This window comes from Limimaricola sp. AA108-03 (assembly GCF_050847355.1).
Classification (GTDB): Bacteria; Pseudomonadota; Alphaproteobacteria; order Rhodobacterales; family Rhodobacteraceae; genus Limimaricola.
This window is the reverse complement of the sequence record NZ_CP193762.1, coordinates 58,491-76,577: the sequence shown is the minus strand read 5'-3', so window position 1 is coordinate 76,577 and position 18,087 is coordinate 58,491. Positions and strand designations below refer to the sequence as shown.

16 protein-coding genes and 1 pseudogene are annotated in these 18,087 nt (G+C 59.9%); 6 read left to right on the top strand and 11 right to left on the bottom strand.

Features of this window, described 5'->3' with window-relative positions:
* Position 1 precedes the first annotated feature (1 nt).
* Together ACRAQ3_RS20895 and ACRAQ3_RS20890 are read right to left on the bottom strand one after the other, a co-directional pair.
* Positions 2-1,726, bottom strand: a complete 1,725-nt coding sequence (locus ACRAQ3_RS20895; protein WP_432257169.1) for a hypothetical protein — start codon at positions 1,724-1,726, stop codon at positions 2-4.
* A gap of 227 nt (positions 1,727-1,953) precedes the next feature.
* Positions 1,954-2,265 (bottom strand): type II toxin-antitoxin system RelE/ParE family toxin, encoded by a 312-nt coding sequence (locus tag ACRAQ3_RS20890; protein ID WP_432257182.1) that lies wholly within the window; start codon positions 2,263-2,265, stop codon positions 1,954-1,956.
* Between the two features lie 284 nt (positions 2,266-2,549).
* Here ACRAQ3_RS20890 and ACRAQ3_RS20885 point away from each other — a divergent pair, with 284 nt between their 5' ends.
* Positions 2,550-3,764, top strand: a complete 1,215-nt coding sequence (locus ACRAQ3_RS20885) for a type II toxin-antitoxin system HipA family toxin (protein ID WP_432257168.1) — start codon at positions 2,550-2,552, stop codon at positions 3,762-3,764.
* A gap of 157 nt (positions 3,765-3,921) precedes the next feature.
* Here ACRAQ3_RS20885 and ACRAQ3_RS20880 read toward each other — a convergent pair whose 3' ends face one another.
* From ACRAQ3_RS20880 to ACRAQ3_RS20860, 5 genes are all read right to left on the bottom strand, one after another.
* Entirely contained in the window at positions 3,922-4,455 is a 534-nt protein-coding gene (locus ACRAQ3_RS20880; RefSeq protein WP_322338244.1) for a hypothetical protein, read from the bottom strand.
* A 408-nt stretch (positions 4,456-4,863) separates the two neighbouring features.
* Positions 4,864-5,304 carry a hypothetical protein gene (locus ACRAQ3_RS20875; protein ID WP_322338245.1) on the bottom strand — a complete coding sequence of 147 codons (441 nt, stop codon included), beginning with the start codon at positions 5,302-5,304 and terminating at the stop codon, positions 4,864-4,866.
* Positions 5,305-5,507: 203 nt separating this feature from the next.
* Entirely contained in the window at positions 5,508-6,233 is a 726-nt protein-coding gene (locus ACRAQ3_RS20870) for a hypothetical protein (RefSeq protein ID WP_432257167.1), read from the bottom strand.
* 121 nt (positions 6,234-6,354) lie between these two features.
* Positions 6,355-6,771 carry a hypothetical protein gene (locus ACRAQ3_RS20865; protein ID WP_432257166.1) on the bottom strand — a complete coding sequence of 139 codons (417 nt, stop codon included), beginning with the start codon at positions 6,769-6,771 and terminating at the stop codon, positions 6,355-6,357.
* Positions 6,764-8,176, bottom strand: coding sequence for an AAA family ATPase (locus ACRAQ3_RS20860; protein ID WP_432257165.1), 1,413 nt, complete (start codon positions 8,174-8,176; stop codon positions 6,764-6,766). The genes ACRAQ3_RS20865 and ACRAQ3_RS20860 overlap by 8 nt, the downstream gene beginning before the upstream one ends.
* 316 nt (positions 8,177-8,492) lie before the next feature.
* Between ACRAQ3_RS20860 and ACRAQ3_RS20855 the strand changes: the two genes are divergently transcribed.
* Positions 8,493-8,807, top strand: coding sequence for a hypothetical protein (locus tag ACRAQ3_RS20855; RefSeq protein WP_432257164.1), 315 nt, complete (start codon positions 8,493-8,495; stop codon positions 8,805-8,807).
* 89 nt (positions 8,808-8,896) lie between these two features.
* Positions 8,897-9,550 carry a hypothetical protein gene (locus tag ACRAQ3_RS20850; RefSeq protein ID WP_432257163.1) on the top strand — a complete coding sequence of 218 codons (654 nt, stop codon included), beginning with the start codon at positions 8,897-8,899 and terminating at the stop codon, positions 9,548-9,550.
* 209 nt (positions 9,551-9,759) lie between these two features.
* Here the strand turns inward: ACRAQ3_RS20850 and ACRAQ3_RS20845 are convergent, their stop codons facing one another.
* A complete protein-coding gene (locus tag ACRAQ3_RS20845) occupies positions 9,760-10,110 on the bottom strand; it encodes an H-NS family nucleoid-associated regulatory protein (RefSeq protein ID WP_432257162.1) in 351 nt (116 codons plus the stop codon).
* 801 nt (positions 10,111-10,911) lie between these two features.
* Between ACRAQ3_RS20845 and ACRAQ3_RS20840 the strand changes: the two are divergent.
* Together ACRAQ3_RS20840 and ACRAQ3_RS20835 are read left to right on the top strand one after the other, a co-directional pair.
* A pseudogene (locus ACRAQ3_RS20840) lies at positions 10,912-11,135 on the top strand (transposase domain-containing protein); the annotation flags it as partial.
* 26 nt (positions 11,136-11,161) lie between these two features.
* Positions 11,162-11,509, top strand: a complete 348-nt coding sequence (locus tag ACRAQ3_RS20835) for a YnfA family protein (protein WP_432257161.1) — start codon at positions 11,162-11,164, stop codon at positions 11,507-11,509.
* A 269-nt stretch (positions 11,510-11,778) separates the two neighbouring features.
* Here ACRAQ3_RS20835 and ACRAQ3_RS20830 read toward each other — a convergent pair whose 3' ends face one another.
* Positions 11,779-12,549: a response regulator transcription factor gene (locus tag ACRAQ3_RS20830; protein ID WP_432257160.1), complete on the bottom strand. Its 771-nt coding sequence runs from the start codon at positions 12,547-12,549 to the stop codon at positions 11,779-11,781.
* Positions 12,550-13,897: 1,348 nt separating this feature from the next.
* Here ACRAQ3_RS20830 and ACRAQ3_RS20825 point away from each other — a divergent pair.
* The gene (locus tag ACRAQ3_RS20825) at positions 13,898-14,092 is read left to right on the top strand and encodes a hypothetical protein (protein ID WP_432257159.1); all 195 of its coding nucleotides are present in this window, start codon (positions 13,898-13,900) and stop codon (positions 14,090-14,092) included.
* A gap of 281 nt (positions 14,093-14,373) precedes the next feature.
* Here the strand turns inward: ACRAQ3_RS20825 and ACRAQ3_RS20820 are convergent, their stop codons facing one another.
* Both ACRAQ3_RS20820 and ACRAQ3_RS20815 read right to left on the bottom strand, forming a co-directional pair.
* On the bottom strand, positions 14,374-16,572 hold the full coding sequence (locus ACRAQ3_RS20820) for a hypothetical protein (protein ID WP_432257158.1): 2,199 nt from the start codon (positions 16,570-16,572) through the stop codon (positions 14,374-14,376).
* A gap of 11 nt (positions 16,573-16,583) precedes the next feature.
* On the bottom strand, positions 16,584-18,065 hold the full coding sequence (locus tag ACRAQ3_RS20815) for a hypothetical protein (protein WP_432257157.1): 1,482 nt from the start codon (positions 18,063-18,065) through the stop codon (positions 16,584-16,586).
* Positions 18,066-18,087 lie beyond the last annotated feature (22 nt).

Here is an 18,087-nt window from a genome sequence, read left to right as displayed (position 1 = left end):
ATCAAGCCACATGTTCTTCCGCCCAGTGTGCTATTCTCTGAGCGCGAATTGGGCCGATCATCTTAACACTGCGCAAGTTAGTCTTGTCAGCGTCAGTAAGAATATCCCGAACTTTCTTTATTTTCGAGCCCTCTTTAATTCTCTTTACGAGGGTGGCAGAGATGGGTAATGCAGAAATGTCTTGACTAACGAGCTCCTCAAAGAGCGACGACGATTTAAGTTGAGCGCCGCAGTTGTGGCAAAATCTAGCGTGTTCACTGATCCGTTCTGCGCCACAGTTTTGGCAGTGGGGAAGAGTCAGGTCAAAGGCGTGCTCACCCAAAGTTCCTAGCTGCATAAGGGTCGCAGAACTCAGCCTGGGCCATGCCTGATGTGGCTTAGATCTAAACGCCTCTAAGAACGGGGGGATCGTTTTCGTTCGTGCGCCGACAACTGCATTCTGGGTAATCAAATCTCCAAAATGCACGGAATAAATTTCGAAAGTCCCTTTGACGCCCCGAGAATTTTCTCCTGACGGCATCAGCAACCCGGAATACTGCAAGAATCCAACGATTCTCTCAATCTCAGAACTCAATGGTTTCTTGAGGCCGATTTCCACTGCGTGACTTTTGTTGTCCTTTCCTCTGTTAAACTCCTTTATCTCAGCGACTATCTTTTGGTAGATATTAGCACCACTTTGAATGTAGTTCGCGTATGAAGGGAGCTTCATGGATAGAGAATCATAGACGTTATGACTCATCTCTCGAGAAGCTCGGGATAGTTCGAAAACCTTTCTTCGATCCAAGGTACCGTCTCGAGATGTATATCTATCCTTTTCTTCTACGATCGCCCGCAACATGTTAAGGTAGGACCTAGGTATTCCAAAAGATGAGTATGCCAGAAATTCCGCGACGCCTGGAGATTCCCTGATGACGTTCGGGAATTGCCCCCCAAACCTTTTCTCACCCAGCTCCAGCATAAACTTCTCGTACACATCGCCAGAGGGCTTCACCCAAACATTAATTTTCTCGGCGTCATGCCCCACATGAAAGGTCGCTGAACTGGTAGTGATGCCGGGATAGATCGCGGCCTTCGGCGCAATCCTACGGCTCTTAATCTCTCTGAAGAAATCGAAGAAGTCTTCTTGCTGCTTTGGTGAGAAGGCATGAGCTGCATCGTCGAGAAGAAGCACACACCGCTTCAAACTTGTCTCGGATAAATATTCTTCAATATACTGAACGACACTGGAAAGAGAGTACTTTTCCAGCATGGCTTGTGGGAGGTCGCCTCCGCCTTCAATAGATGAGATGGCGTCCGCAATTTGACCTTTTGCGGGAAGGCCGTCTGTGGGCCTTAAGGACTCGCTCTCCAGAATAGCATTCCACATTCCCTCAACCACTCGCAGCCCCAGCCATGTGCGAAACCAAAAACTCGCGTTCGGCGAGTTGATGTACATTGGCTCGAGTTTCAGGGACAACTTGAAGTTCACGTAAATAGGTAGCGAGCTACTTTCCGAGCTGAGAAGCTCCCGGTAGGCGCGGAGCATCAAGGTGGTTTTACCGCATCCGCGCGGCCCTACTAGTAGCTTCGCCCCGCCAGCTTTAAGCTTTCCTAATATTACCTCTTGATCCGGATGCTCGGCGTTCAGCTCCAGAAAGTTCTCTGGATCTAAATATTCTGCCTGCTCAATGAAGCGCTGTTGAAACTCAACATCTTCTTCGTCGGTTGTTTTCGGTTGAGTTGACAATTTGCGTCCTTAACTTTTGGTTGCGCTCACTATTACTCAATCATGGATGTGGAGCAACTTCTCAAGGAGGGTTTCAGCTGCACTATCTGCTGTTAACGCAAGTGCGTGGAGCTGTGGCTTCCAGCTATACTAAGGTCTGCTCCCTGCGCGAAGCGGCCGCTTATAAGCAGCGCAGCAAATCGAACGACATTCAACTTAGCCTGGTGTTGATATGCCTCGACTGCCACTCACTGCCGCGCTTGGTTCGCCGCGATGCGCGCTGGCAGGTCACAGCGCTCATGCAGGATGTCGATGATGACGAGTTCATCGGACATGTCGATGAACATCAGGAAATGCTCGCCCGCCCGGGCATAGCGCAACCCGATGTCGTCTTCGCGATTGAGAAGGTTCGAGCAATCGCGGCTGGCAGCCCGCCCGGTGGCCAAGGCGGCGCATCTGTCGAGCAGTTCGGTCTCGTAGATATCAGCTTGACGCGGCCCGAACGTCTCCAGCGTCCAAAGCGCTATGTCGACCAAGCTCTGTTCGGCGCGCGGCGTCAGCCGCTAGGTTTTCATCCTTCGGCGTGCCGCTGGCGGGCCTTCGCAAAAGCGCGGCGAACAGCCTGCTCCCCCGATCCGGGAGCACGCCTGCCAGCCAAGGCCTCATCGAGGCCAGCGCTGAGTTGAGCCTGCAGCGCAGCACTTTGACGCTCCTCGGCCTCCAGCAGCCGCAGTCCCGCGGCAACAGGTTCCCCTATATCGCCTTGGTCCTGGGTGTCGCCGTCCGGCCAGAACCGGGGTATAGTCGAAACGACGCGCGGACTGCGCCTGTCTGTGAAAGTTCGATGGTGACCACTGCGCGCAGCCACGCTTTAGCCGAAGCCTCATCGGCCTTCATCTGGACCTGGTTGCCGGGCGAGGTCCAGCCCGTACCGGCTGGACGGCTGCATCGTGGTACGGACGGTCGGCATGATTTCGGCTACATGTCGGACTACCTCGATCGACCGAATGCCATTGCGCTCGGTCCGGATCTGCCCCTGTCGTCCGGCATGCGTGCACTTCCCGGCGCAGAGCTCACCGGTACGCTACGAGATGCCACTCCGGGCGCTTGGGGGCGTCGGGTATTGCGGGCTCTACAGCTCGACCGACGCGGAGCGGAAATCGAGATCGATATAGGAGATATCGGATACGGGTTACTTGCCGGCACCGATGGCATCGGCGCACTTTCCTACCAGGCATCAGCAACCAGCTTCGAAGCACGGTTGGCCCCCGTGACTGAACTTGAGGCTTTGGCCGAGGCGGTCGCCCGAGTGGAGCTGGGTCTGCCACTTCCCCCTGAGCTGGCAGCGCCGCTGACCCATGCCGTGACGATCGGCGGTTCGCGGCCCAAGGCGATTATCGATATAGACGGCCGCTGTTGCATTGCGCGGTTTGCGAGTGTGCATGACCAAGATGACGTGCTGCTGGACGAGCTCAGCATGCTTCAGCTGGCCAGGTCATGTCACATCGATGTGCCGCAGGCTGAGATGCGGAAGGTCGGTGACCGGCAGGTCTTGCTCGTAGACCGCTTCGACCGCACGAGCGACAAGGCAAGCAGGCAGGGAGTCATATCCGGGCGGACCCTCACTGGTCTCTCCGGTCAGCAGGAATGCAATGTCGGATGGCCGTATCTGGCAGGCGCCCTGTCCCGCCAAGAACCCATGTATGACCAAGCAGATGCGTGGCGCGAGTTGTTCCGCCGGATCGTGTTCGACATCTTCATCGATCATGCCGACGCAAAGTTACGTGGCCCTTCTTTCCTTTGGAGTGGCGCGACAGCGAAGCTCGCCCCCGCCGGAGTTTCGGAACTTCGGCAGGAGCGCCATAAGGCCACCTCATCCTCGAGGGTCAGCCATAGAGACATTTCTCCCGCCAATATTGCACGGGCATGCGATGCCGCGACGAAGCTCGGATTGGACCAAAGCGTTGCCCTCGCGATAATCGAGCAAGTCCGCGCCGGCATCGCCGACCATGACCCCGCCGCGATGTACGACCACGAGATTCTGAGTAGCTATCAATGACTCCTCAGCCAGTTTGGCGGTCCAGTCGCTATCGGATGCCGGCTGCTCACCTATAGACTGATTGCATCATCGATTGGTTTTCGATGCCAGGGACAACCATTAGCCGGGCATCGAACTCCGATAGATTGGCAGCATTGCCGACCGGAAGCAGGCGGCGCTATTCGGTTTCCTCGAGCTCTTCTCGTAGCTCGTCGCGTTTTCTTTCCAGAAGCGACCCGAGGCTCTCCCTATATAGGGTCATGCCCTGTTCGTTCGCCTCTGCTTCCAGTTCTTCTTCGATTTCCTCGAGCTGCTCGTCCGTGGTGTCAGCCTGGATCGGGGCAAGCGCAGCCGATACCCAATCCTCTGTTGCTGACCGCGACAGCGGTTGATAGGCGCCTGGACGATACACGGCAACGGTAAGGCCTGCGGGATCTTTTGCAGGATTCATGGAAAGCCGAGGCCCCCAATCAATATCTGACTGGCGGACATCGCCGAAGATATCCGACATGGCCTTTTCAGCCTCTTCCCACGTACGGTATTCACCGTGGCCAGTGATGGACTTGTCATTTGTTGTCCCACACCACCCCGAAATGCACGGCTCATGATTGCTGTTCATCAGTGCCGGCGCCGTCGTGATGAAGATTTGGTCCTCATCCACCATCTCTTCCGGATTTGGCCCAACATATTTACTCTCGATGATGTAGTACATCCTGCTTTCCTCATGCTCATTCCGGAGGGGCGCAGCTCCTCCCTCGCGAATATTATTTTTATTGCGGGTCGGTCGTCCCATAGCGGGGTGACCGGCCCGTGTCTTTGCTGCATGCCTTTTTTATCTACTAGGCAGTCACGGCGCAATTCCAATAACCCGGCAAGCAAGATATTGCCTACGCCGGGTCGGCGCGCTCCGATGAGCATGAGCCTAATATGTTGACAATTCTGAGGGGTGGCGGGGATCTATAGGTATGTCTTTGGAGTGGCAGTCTGTGGAGGCAGTCCGGCAAAGATCGCGTTGTCCGCCTGCGAATACCGAGTGCAGTCCGAGTATGTTCTGCAATCAAGCGCATCGGCTCGTGCTTGTCGGCTGCTGGCGCCCCCCCCTGCCTCGCGGGCGTACATCTCAGACTGTTCGCCCGCCTTCACCAAGACCGCCATCAGCCGCGGGCCCCTTGAACCCGATCCAGGATGCGCTGTCGATATCCAGCTTATTCCGCTGGATCGTCGGCTCTTGTTCGATGGCGTGACGGAGCGCACGTTCACAAGCTGCGTACTTCGTCAGGAAGACCGAGCGATCAAACCATATCAATGGCCTGGCTTCGGCGAACAGATCCCGCCCCAAGGCCTGCAGCTCCCTGCGTGATGTACCCTGGGTCCCCTGCCCCGAACGCCCGTATCCGCGCTGCTCAAGACCCTGACAGCAGAGCAGCAAAGCATGCGCACGCAGTCGCTCATCAATGATCCAGTGACATGCAGTGCATAGCCATGCCTCGCCAGCTATGTACCTTCGCAGATCACCCAGGAAACTTTGCTCCACGATATTGATATCGGAAGATGACAGCATCCATCCCGCCCCTGAACTTTACTGGCCCTCGAAGAACGTATTCGAGCGACCTTTCAAAAAGGTTCAGGGAGGGTCTTTCATTAGCGCGGACCGGTCCGATGTGGAGCGATGTCTAATCGCATCTTAAAACGCAACCCATCAGAATCATTGCGTGTCTTTGGCGCCCGACATTGCTGATACGCACTCACGCGTCCAATCCGCATTCAAAAAAGCGACATGCCGGCGTCAGGAGCTCGAGCGCGGCTCCGTTCCTCTGGTGAGCCATCTGGCCGTTCCTCTCTATAGAGGAATTCGTCTGCCTCTTCCTCCGTGAGGAATGTCTGAAACTCGTGATTGGAAAGAAGACGTTTTTGGCCTTGGAACGTTGTTTGCTCCCTCAAGGCGACGAACCCTCCACGGGCCGTTCTGTATTTCGTCCGCTCCGTCCAGACCGGATTCTCTTCCTCCTCATCGAGGATATAATCCCACTCCAGGATACTGCCATCGAACACGAGATCGGGACGTCCCACTGCCTGCAGGCAATATGTTCGGTGATCCCTTCGATCGATCCTGACCCATTTCTCGGTCTCGGCTTCCACAAATGCAGCATCGAATATCCTTAGTTCCGGCCTCAGAGTGATGACGCGCGCGCAGACCTCGTCCATATCTGCATCCGCCCCTGTTTCATCGAGCAGGTGAAATCCTACATGATCCAGGCAAGCCTTTCTCGAAGAGAAAGGCCGGATATTGGCGAGAGCAGGAAGCCCCCTTGGGTGACAGAAAGTTGCGATGGCCTGAAAGGAAGCACCCCTCGTGATGAGTTCGTTCGTGATCCAGCCCCATGCGAAATCTGGGGGGACGCGATTTCCATTCGGCATATAGACGTACTGCGATTTCAAATGAGCTTTCTTGAGATGCCGCTCGAACTCTTGCAGGTGCAGGGTCTTCACATGGTGTCCTCCTTGGTTCACCCCATCGATCCTAGGCAGGAATGATTAGAGAAATCCCAAAGCGGAGGGCATCTGTCGGGGGGCGGGGGCAGGACGTCTTCGACCTTCCCCCTCCCCATTTTCACCCGGCACCTGGCAGCGGGAGCTTCGACTTTGTGGGCCAGTTGTCCCAACACGGCTTGCAGAGACACAATTCCCAATCGATCGGGTGGTCAAATCGCGGGGAGTTGCCGCAGAGCTTGCAGGTCTGCGCCGCGCGCTTTTCGGCCCGATCGATGATCGGCTCGATGTCGGCATCCTGGGTCCAGTAGAGCACATCCAGGCACCCCCACTTTTCGCGGATGTTGCAGATCGTGACGTCGATGTTTTGTGCCTCGATCTCGGCCAGCATATCGCTGACAAGTGCGGCCCATCCGGCGCCGATCTCGAACCCCCAGAAGGGCGACCATGGCGTGCCGTCCTCGAGGCAGGTGGTGAACAGTGTCTTGTAGCGCGTCTCCAGCGGCGCGAGGTCAGCCTCGTATGTCGGCTTACGCATGCGCCATCCCCCGCCCATTGTCGGTGATGAGCTGCCGCACGAGCTCCGCGAGCACGCGAATGCTGCGGTGCCGAGGGAAGGTCTCCTCCAAGAACTCCAGATCCCCCCGGGTAAGGTGGAAGAAGTCCGGCCGCAGGCCAAGACCGTCCGCGTAGGCGCGCAAGATCGACCGCGCCAACGGAGCCACGTGAGCGACGTTTGGATGGGGCATCTCGAACACGTCACAGCGCGACAGCAGCGGCACCGTGATGCGCTCCAGCGTGTTCGCGGTGAAGATCCAGTTGATGTGCGAGGCATCGACAGCCGAGGCGAGGTAGCGCTCGTGATAGTGCCCGGCCTCGAGCGGCTCGAGCAGAGGGAGGAGGCTCTCCTGGATCGAGCCGTTGTGCGAGGTCTGGGCCTTGTCGAGCTCGTCCATCACGATCAGCGGGTTGAGAACCTGCGTCGATGCGATCACCATTGTCATGAGCGATGGCAGCGAGGACGACCAGCCCGCCGAAACCCCGAACAGATTGCTGTCCGTTTGACCTGCGACCGATTGCGCCTTGAGCGGGAGATCGAGAGCGGCCGCCAGGTCGCGCAGGAGCGCGGTCTTGCCGGTGCCCGGCGCCCCGACAAGGATCGTGGGCCGCAGCTTCAAGCGCGCCTCTCCCATGTCGAAATTGCGCTCCAGCGGTCGCAATAACTCGTCGATCACCGAGGTGGCGTGGGGGTACTTCTCGCCAAGCTGGTGTCGGATCCGAGCGAAGAGATCACGATCCCGGATTTCCCGGTATGGCAGCAGCCCGGTGCAGGCCGCATGCAAGGCTGCGTTCCGCTCGATCTGCTTGCCGCCCTCGGGCAGGTTCTTCAGCGCGCCGGGATCGAGGAGGTAGCGACCCATGCCCTCGGTATTGGCCTCGTTCGGTGCGGTCGCCACCCCGGTCATATCGAACTCCGGCGGGATGGCCTCGGCGGCAACCGGCGGCTTCCTGCGGGCGCGTTCTTCCGCCAGGCGCGACTGGACGCGCCGCTCGACCTCGCGCGACATCTCGTCCAACTCGAGCTGCAAGGCGGCATCCTGCAGCTGGATCTCGAAGAGCTCCTCCTGCAGGTCCGACAGATCGTCGCAAGTCCGCCTGCCTGCGGCCGGGTCCGCTTCGGGCCGATAGTGCAGCTGGCAAGCTTGCGCAGCGGCGGCACGTTCGGCTTCGCCTTGGCGCTCCCACCAGCGACGAATTGCGCGGTTGGCTTTTTGTTTGGCCTCTGCCCGCGCCTCCGGAATGCATTCGGACATCAGAACCGAGGCAAGACCCGCCAAGCTGAAGCCATCTTCTTCCGGAAACAGGTCTGGGATATCGCCGATATCCGCGAACAGATCGATAGAGTTATTATCCCGAGAAGGATCGTCGGTCATCTTTTTCATCTCCCGTCATGAGAAAACGTCCCCATGCCATTGGCATGAGGGATGCAATCAAAGACGGGATATGAGGATGCGAGCGACCATGCAGAGACCGTAGAGGTCTGTCCGGGCAGCGTCAAGCGCGAACCATCACGGCGTTCATTCACTGGAGTGAGAGGGCGTTCTTTTCCAGGACGATCTTCTTACAATTGCGGATCCATCTGTGCTGTAGCAGGGGAGGCATTATCGGTCATTTATAAAGTGTGAATTTCGCCCCTCGGTACATGTACCACGGCTTCGACCAAAGCTAGATTTCCTGGAAATTCGCCCATTGATCTCGATGACGAATTTCTTTCCAATTGGGTTATTGAGCCAAAAGGGGATTTCCATGCTGGGCCTTCTCAATACCGCGATTCTTCTGTCGCAGGCGACCACTCCGCGTAGCCGTGTGGAACTCGATCCCGAGGGCTACCGGGTCGCCAATGTCACCGGAGATTACCTTGCGCGCTGGAAAGCGCGCGCACTGGCAGCCGAGGCCGAGCGTGATGCGCTGGAAGAGGCGCAGTCCGATCTCCTGAGCGAGATTGCAGACCTCGAGTCCATCGTTGCGTATCTGTCAGCCGAGCGAGAGGCTACGGGGTCCAGAACCGTCTGATGCCCGTCGCGCAGCGCAGCACCCCGAGTTTGTGCTATGCGTCCGCCTCTCGGATCTCTCCAGCGTGTACACAGCGAAAGGAGAGACACATGCCGACATCATTACCCATTCGTCGCCGGAAACACGCCAGCGCACCCGGGCCTGAGACCTTGAGCCAGGCGGCCTGGGAGGCCTTGAAGGAGCTGACGCGCCAGATCCTGAACTTCATTCTCAAGCTCTTCGGCTTACCATTGATTGCCGCGCAGAAGGTCGGTCGCGCATTGGGCTTCGGATCGAGCCGTGGAGGTACCCACGATGCAGCAGCAGAGGCCGCGCACCGCGCGCGGGAGTTCGAAATGAGTGCGCCTGCTCCCGAGGCGTCATCGGACGCTCCGGATCCCACACGCCTGGTGCCGGCGATGAAGGCGTATCTCCAAGCGCCCACGCCGCATCAGCGTCAGGAAATCGCCGCACGGCTGAAAGATGAACAGATCCTCGCCTATCTCGAGGGGCTGCGGCCAGTGGAGAGGAATGCGTTCCTGCTTGCGTCACCGAGCGCCTTGCGCAGGCATTTCGATGGCACCGTCGTTCATGCAAGTTTACCGGCATGGAGCCGGCAGTTCGACTATCGCCCGCTCCGAGCGGCACAACCGAAGCTCGTCTCATCGACATGCCAGCGAACGCCAAACGGCCACCCTCCAAGCCGACCGCGCTGGCCGCGGCCTTCTCGTCCGACGAGTTGCGGGAGCGCACCCGGCAGATGATGGCGGGCAGGCGTCCGGCAGGCATCTGAGTGACATTGTTCCGGAAGAGATGCTGCCCCCAACGGCTTGGCCGGGGTAAGGCCCTCTCTTCTCAGCGTCCATGCCGAAGAGAGAACCAGGACGACCGAATGAAATTTTCGGTCGTCCTTTCCATCTGCCAGCAGAACAGAGGGAAGAAGGGCTGGAAGATTTCGTGACGCTCCTGCCCGTCAGCCGGCGGCAGGGCCGCCTTCGAAGCGTTCGATCAGGAAGTCATCTCTGTCGGCGCCGCTTTCGATCGCATCCTTCATCCATTGCGGCTGTCGACCACGGCCGGACCAGGTCTGCGCGGGGTCGTCCGGATTGCGGTACTTCGCTGGTGACGTCGGTCGACCTTTCTTGGTGCCCTTGCTGGCAACCAACTCTTCAAGGGAAAAGCCCAACTCACGCGCAGCCGCTTCGGCAGCATTCCGCGCCTGCGTCCGCTTGCGTTCCTGGTAGTCCTGAATTGCCCGATCTACTGCTTTGCGCAGTTTCTTGAGGTCGTCGAGATCCATGTCGTCCAGATCAAAGTCGCTCATCGTCACCCTTTCAGCTCTAGGTCGTAATTGCTGCGTTCACTTGAGGCCACGCGGCGAAACCGGGTTCGCGCCTCAAGCGAAGACTTCCGCCAACTAGGTGGTCCGGCCGCCCAAGAAAAGCCAAACCGGAGCAACATGCTTTGCCTGGGTCATTCTCCGCGACGTCAAGCCGTACCAGTACGGAGACAAGGGTATTGGCTCGGTTCGATCATCTCGTAAAAGCAATTGTCATGCCGGGGAAAGGCGAAGACCAAAGCCAGATCCGGCGCGATACGTATCAGCGCGAACGGCCGGCATTTATCGCCCCTATGGGACAAAGGGGATTGACGGCCGGGCGACTGAGGGCGGTGCTTGCATGCGCTGGACAAAGCGAGCGCTCGCAGACTGCGATATCGCCGGGCATTCCGCCCTGAGGTGTCCGGGTTGGAGGCGTGGGCGTCACTCTCGATATTCCGGCGAGGCTTCAGCCCGCCACATGCGGCGCGGGCTTGGGGGTGACGAACGGGAAGGGCAATGCGCTTCTGATGCGACGCACCGCTATATAGGAAGTATCTTTATACGGATCGTCGTATCTGAACCGCCCCTCAAGGGCCTGCGGCCCGTCCCGCTCTGCTATGCTCGGCGCATCATGTCCTTGCCCGACCTTCAGGGCGAGACGTTACCGCCCAGGCCTCCGCGTGCCAGCAGGATGAGCCAGGCCCGGTGGGAGACACGTAGGCCACAAATGCCGGCGGGGCAATGAGACGAGGCCGAACAGCCTCGAGGGCCCTCTTGCTGGTCGTCATTCGAACTGTTCCTAGGGACGGCCGCCTCGGGATCGACAACGATCCGGCCGAGCGTGCGGTGCGCCCGATAGGCATTGGCCACCGCTACCGGCTCTTCGCCGGTTGCGACAGCAGTTGAGAGACACTGGCTCTGGCCATGACCCTGATCGAGACGGTGGAGATGAGTGGGCTGGACTCGCAAGCCTGGCTCGTCGATGTCCTCGACTGCATTACGATCACAAGGTCAATCGCCTCAACTAACTGTCGCCGCAGAGCTGGAGCGCAGTATGCTCATAATCAACGTATTCTCCTCTTTCGGCATGTATGTGCTGGCCGCCCTCGCTGAAATCGCGGGATGCTTCGCATTCTGGGTGTGGTTGCGCCTTGACCGCTCGCCCCTTTGGCTCATCCCCGGCATCATCTCCCTCATCTTGTTTGCCTACTTGTTGACGAGGGTCGAAGTCGAGTTCGCCGGCCGCGCATATGCGGCCTATGGCGGCATATACATTGCTGCATCCATCGCCTGGCTGTGGGCCGGGGAGGGTCAGATCCCGACCCGATGGGATATCATCGGCGCAATCTTTTGCCTTACCGGGATGGGGATCATCTTGGTTGCCCCGATGCTCCAGAAATAACCCGCAGCCTCGACCGGTTAGTTCCGACGTACCAACCTGGCTGACCCAGAAGCCTCTCATGGCAGATCGCCATCGGCGGCGACGGCTGCCTTCTGCGCCCGGCGGGGCCGGGAGTGCTCTTCGACATGGAGGGTAACGGCGTATATTGCCGATCAGCGTTGGAGCATCATGATGCAGCCCCGGCCGAACCAGGAAGTTTGAATTAGAAATGCCGTATTGCGTTCCAGAGAAGGAGGGAGGGGCCTGAATCTGCGGGCACCAAGACAACGTCATCGAGACTGCAAAACGTTATGCCGCCCGCGATAATCACCCCCGGTGTACCGGTAACCAATTCCATACATCGTTTCGATGGAAGAAAACCCCTCATCCACGTGACGGAACTTTGCCCTGATCCTCTTGATATGACCATCTATGCTCCGGTCCGTCACGTTTGCATCTTCTGCATATAGAACATCCAAGAGCCGGTCTCTGGACATGAGAACGTCCGGGTTGCTGGCGAGGAAGTACACCAAAGCAAATTCCGATTTCGTAAGCGGTACATTCTCATTCTGCCATGTTACGGAAAAACTGCGCGGATCCATTGCCAGCTTCGAATGATCGATGCATGGCGCATCGGATTCGTCGGGATCAGTTTCGCCGAGGGACTGGACGTGAGGAGTGCCCCGCTCTGCCAGCCGGGCCTCGCGCCTGCGCAATTGCGAAGATATGCGCTCCGTGAGGACCCGCTGGGAGAAGGGCTTGATCACATAATCATCCGCGCCCAAGCGCAGCCCTAGCGCTTCGTCAACCTCGGTAGCTTTGCCGGTCAATAGTATTACGGGGATCTGACTTATCTGGCGCAGCTGCTCGAGAACCTCAAGGCCATCCATGCCGGGCATTTTTACGTCCAGCACCACCAGTTCAGGCTCGAACCTCGGAAACTCCTTGATAATGGTAGCTCCATCACGATACGTTGAAACTTCAAAGCCCTCTGCCTCCAGAGCTGCCGACACGGAGATCAATAGATTCAGGTTGTCATCAACAACGGCGATTCTGGTCATAAAATATACTTCCCATGCCTTCGCAAAAGGATTCGAGCCCGGTGACATCGGGATCGGCTCAAAGATTTGCGCGCCGCCTGAATCGCGATCTAGGCGCAATACTGCTTTTGGATACGTCCTGTAGAAGATGGTCCGGATGGATTAAAGGCGAAAATGACCTGACGGGACTAATTGTTGCGGTTGACCATTGCCCTGATCGCTGGAATGATCATCTGTCCGCCCGCGTCGTCCTCACCGGCCTTGGGGCCGGGCCGCGACTTCACGCCCAAGAGCATCCCTCCTAATCCGAGCTCATGCCGAATTAGACACCGGTTCGCCATATTGATCTCACATTATGTCCAGCCTTTCCGGATTCTCCGACTTGACGAAGGAAATACGGGGTAATCCTGCGCGCGTGATCCGAAAGGCCCTTGTGACGCTTTCGCTGATCCAAGCCCTCACATCGCGCTAGACCTGGCAATCGATGCTTGGGGACCGGGAGTGTGGCGCCCCTGTACTCGCACTCTGCTAGAGAGCGGACAGGCTGCCCGAAATCACCACGCCCTTCTATACACTTGGCGGCCCTGGCCGAATGGCCAACTAGTGCACTCCAGCTTATTGAAGGGAACAACCCCGGAGATCGATCTCCGGGGCTAAGCCGCCAAAGCGGAAGGGTCGGACTTCTCCAGGGAGTTCGTCCTCTGGATCAGGAGCTGTCGCAGCTTGACCCATGTGTATTCTAAGCCGCCAGGCGGCTAACGGTTCGATGCGCCGCTCTCATTCGAGCCGCTCGTTTCCGTTGTCCTCTTTCTAGCGAATGCCAAACCGCTCGACAAGAGTTATCTGGCCCCACGCGGCGTTTTTTTCCAAGAAAACCATAATGTTGACAATGCAGGGTCCCTCGGAAGTGCCGGCACCTTTGCACCCCGGTTCGTCCCCCTGCCCCCCAGGCGACCGGATCAACAGGGTCAAGCTCCATCGGGCTGGCCCGGCTGCCCCGCGTGGTTCCACATGCACCGATGTCCTGAACGGCGCGCGCCCTGGACACGGTTTTCATCCACGGAAAGGACCCCCTCCGCTCTCCCCAAGAAAGCCATGGCGGGGCACTTTCACCCTGCCCTGTCGCACCCAGGGGATGCACGCCGCAAAGCCTTTCCAATGCCCAGAACCTGGCCCCTCTTAATCCAGGCGAAATCCGGCTTCGCTATCATGAATTGCGTCATGTATTTGCGGGGCCGATGTGCAAGAGCGACTGAAATATTATTCCGTGTTGATCGAGTGGGAAACTGACTGCCGGGAAGCAGGCCTCTATGGCTGGATCGGGTGGGCTCGAAATGAAGACCATGCCGTCGAGCAGACGCGCAGGGCCATGGCGCAGGCCGAGCCGGAGCTCATGGAAGAGCTGCCGCTCGAGGATGTCGGAGGGGAAGTTCTGGAGATCGTCGAAGGTGGCGGGATGTGGCAAGCTGGTGCCGCTGCGATCCAACTGGAGCGCTTGATCGATGCCGACCAGGAGCCGACCCGCGACGATCTCGAGATGCTGCTGTCTATCTTGCGGCCTTGAGCTGCGGCCGTCAGGAGCGGCCAGACAGCCGAAGATCAATCGCAGGCCCTCCCCCGGATGCGTACGAGGAGATGCCACTCGAGTGATCTTCCGGCAGCGGACGCGCGCGGCATCGTCCCATCGCCGAAGTGGGCGCGCGGCAGACTCGAAAATCTGCGCCGGGACATGGGTAGCTGTCCCGGCGCGGGCACGCCCGTATCGGCGATTGATCGAACCGCATCTCGGAAGAACCCATTCGCCATGCTGTTGCCGGACAGCATGGCGAGTGGTCAGCTTCAACCTCAGGACGACGATGGAAGCGGCTGGACCTCGATCCTGATCACGGAACCCAGGCATTTCTTGATGAGTGCGGGCGTTTCGTCTGGGGTAGCCAGGACCAACGCCTTGAATGTCCGAGCCCGCTGCCCACGTCCGGTGCCGCTCGGAGGACGCGTGTAGGAAACCAGTTGGAGCGGCAGGCTATCCCCCGAAGGCAGGTGCTCCTGTATGCCACGTCCGACCTCGACCGCCTCTTGCACAGCTCTCATTGCTTCATCCCGCTCCACCGCTCTGCGGTTCGGCCAGATGTCGGGGAAGGCGCGAACGAGTTCGACCGGTGCCAGAGGCAGCACTTGGCTCTCCAGCGTGCGCTCGATCCTCGTCCCGCCCTTCTTGAATTCGTGCCATGGCACGACCCGGTCGAAGGTGACATCCGGGACCGAAGCCCCCGCGAGGATCAACTGCTTCGGTCGAAAGTGGGCCCGAACCCGGTCTGCGGCCTGGGTCGTTTCCGCATCCCTGACCTGCCGCAGCACCATGTCGGCGATCGGATCGGGATGGTAAGCCACCTTGATTGCGTGTCCCGTTCCATCTCGCATCCGCAACCCGACGCGCCGGACCGGGTAATCCTCGTATGATCCGTCTTGCGGCTCGGGGAGTGGACTGAACGGCCGGTCCAGGGCAACGGCCACCGCCCGTGCGATGCGCTCGATGTCGCGCGCCCGGGGCTGCTGCCGACCGATCACGATCGCCGTATCACATTGCTCCGCCATGTTGCGTCCGCGCAGCGCCCCGAACCAGCGGACTTCATGCCCCTTGAGCAGGCCGAAGGCCTCGACAGCTTTCTTAGGCAGGGCGATGAAGCTCTTCGGATGCTGCGAGAATACCCGCTTCCAGTCTTCGCGGACCGCCTCGGCGCGCTCAGGGCGCGAGGGACGACCCTGAGCCCAGCCGGACCCGGTCAGCGAGGCGGTGCTGAAGCTGTGACCCGACACGAAGAGTGCGGTGCCGAGCCGCTCGACGGGGTGATGGGACCGCACCATGTCAGCACCGAACAGAGCGCGCGCCAGGTCTAGCTCCCCGGTGCCGTCGAGATGCAGCAGCGGAATGCCGGCAGGGAGCGCGAGCGGCTTGACGGCTTCCGCGACGATACTCTCCTCGCCGGTCAGCTCCAGCCGATGCACGGCCCGTAGGGCAGGACCGTGATCCTGTTCGAGCTCCTTGGCGACCGCTTCGAAGATGCCGATCATCGCGCGCCCGTAAGATGGCATGGGGGCTTGCAGAAGGCCCTTCAGCCGCTCCCGAAAAGTGCCGGCGTCCGGGCTGTCCTGCCCCTCCCGGGACAGGGTCAGTTCCATCTGGCGCTCGAGGGACCTGTCCCGCCACTGGCGCAGAAGCCGGGCGGCCCGTCTCATGAGCTCTGCCGGCTCTTTTCCTTCATAGATCGTGAAAGGCGCAGATGCGCCATCAACGGGCGCTGCCAGCTGCCGCACTGCCTCTCTGATCAGCTCCAGCCCCCTGGCAGGCTGCTTCATCACCGCGTGGCGAATGGCCTCGAGCAGCGGCGCAACCAGGCTGTCGTACTCGGCGAAGGCATCCGCGATCGCGCCATGTGACCGGTCGCTGCGCATGAATGGAGATCGGAAATCATTCCAGACGCTCACCGGCACGACATGGGAGTGGCAGCCGAAGTCCCTCGGCCGCTCGTCGATGATCGCCCGCGCCGGCCGCAGATGGCCCGGCAGGGCGATATACGCGTACTCATGCGGTGCGAAGATTACGACGCCCTTCTCGCTCTCTCCCGCCTTTTCGAGTGCACCTTCCTGCTTCAGGTATCGACAGCTCTCGGCGAACGGGCAGCGGCTGCAGAGCACCTTGCGCACATTGACCCCCTGGCGCGCGGCCGCTTCAGCCAGCTCGTGAACTTGGCACATCCGTTCCCCGCTCTCGGGGTCGCAGGCGCTGCGCCCCAGCACGAGATAGGGCTCCGGGCTGGGCGCGTCTTTCGGCCGATTGACATCGTAGTCCGCGTAGGCCTCGGCGCTCTTGGCATTGTCCGGGGAAAAGAAGGCGGACACATAGCCTTGTCCGTGACCGCGATGCAGCAGTCCGGGCTGGCCATCCCGCCCGACGAGGGCCGCCGTCTTGCCGATGCCCTGAGCACCCGTGAGCAGTTGGGCCCGCGGACCCGTGGCCATCTGCGGCGCGGCGTTCATGTTCATATCGCCCCCCTTCACTGCAGCACCTCGACCCGGCCCGCGGCCGCCTCTGTTGCATCCTGCCCTGGGCAGAGTGCGCCGCAGTGCATCGTCTCCGCTGCCTCCACTTGCGAGATGAAGTGCGCTCGGGCGAACTGGTCGCTCAGGCGACCCCACTCGGCGATCCGCTCGCGCATGGCGGCAATGGCAGGCGCACGTTCGTCACCGGTCGGCGGCATCGGATGGGCTGGCGCCACGGCCGCGTTCTCGAAGCGTGCAAAACGGTAGACCACCTTCTCCCCGTGCGCGTGGGATACGATGCATGGATCGTCATCGGGATGCCCCGGGCGAGGCTCGAGAAACAGCGTGGCCTTGTCTCGGCCGTAGCCGATCCCCTCGACAGGATCCGGCATCGACATGTGATGATGCCCTGCCTTGCCATCGAGCAGATCCCCGGCGCGAACCCGGCGCCCATCCGCCAGCTCGAGAAGGCTGTCGTCCTCGAGCGCCCGGCTTTGGAGAAGGGCCTGCACGGCGCGTCCCGCCGCCCTTCTGGATACGCCGAGGCACCTGACGTGATCGTCGGTGCGCGCTTCGACGAAGCGCTGCTTGGTGGCCTTCGCAGTCGGCTTGACCGCCTGTCTGGCCGCCGTCTTCAGCGCTTCGGCCTGGATACGAGTTTCCTCGGTCAGCGTCGGGATCGCCATGGCCCCCCCTTCCTGCACGAGAGTGGGGCTGGGCGCCCGCTTGACGGGGGCAATCAGGATGGGAGGGGCTTCGAAGATGAGGCGTTCGGGCGAACCGACCGTGATATCGACGATCGAGCGCTCCAGAATGGCGCCGCTGGCGCTGACGGCAAACCAGGCCAGCCCGGCCTCCCAGGCCCGCTCCTGCAGGACGCGGAGCGCCTCGGGTATCCGGGTGCCCTCCTGGAAGAGGAAGTACCCATGGCGACCGGCACTCCTTTCGAGCGGAACCCCGGGCGCATACAGGCCGTCAGAAGATGACGGCCGGACAACCTGCGCTGCGGAGCGGGCGTCGGGGCAGATATGATAGAAGGCCTCCAGTGGGCCACCGAGCTTCTCGACACGCCGGGCGACTTCCGGCGGCATCGATTTCGCATCGTAGTCCCATAGTAGCCAGGCGGAGCCCACCGGGAAGCGGAAATGGTCTTTTGTCCGGGAAATCTCGCGGCCCTTCAGGCGGCCTTTCCTCCCGATCCGAGCGGAAGTGCCTTTTTTGAGCACACCGATCGAGATGGCCTGGTTGCGAGTGAGGCTTTCGAGCAGGCATTTCAGGGCCTTCGCGGTGGCTACGGATCGAATTTCTGCGATCCCGTGGCTCAATGTTGGCAATGAGGTCTTGCAGAGGTGGTCACCTCTGATACAGGTAGTCTTGGTCAATGGCGGACCTTCGGAGGTGAGCAGAGTCACCGAAGGGACCTGCATCGAGAGATCGTTTTCGATCTCCGAGGCGGATTGGTAGTGAGAGAACGCGTCGGGCGTGTACTTACTCATGATGTCGTCCTTGTCTGTGCGC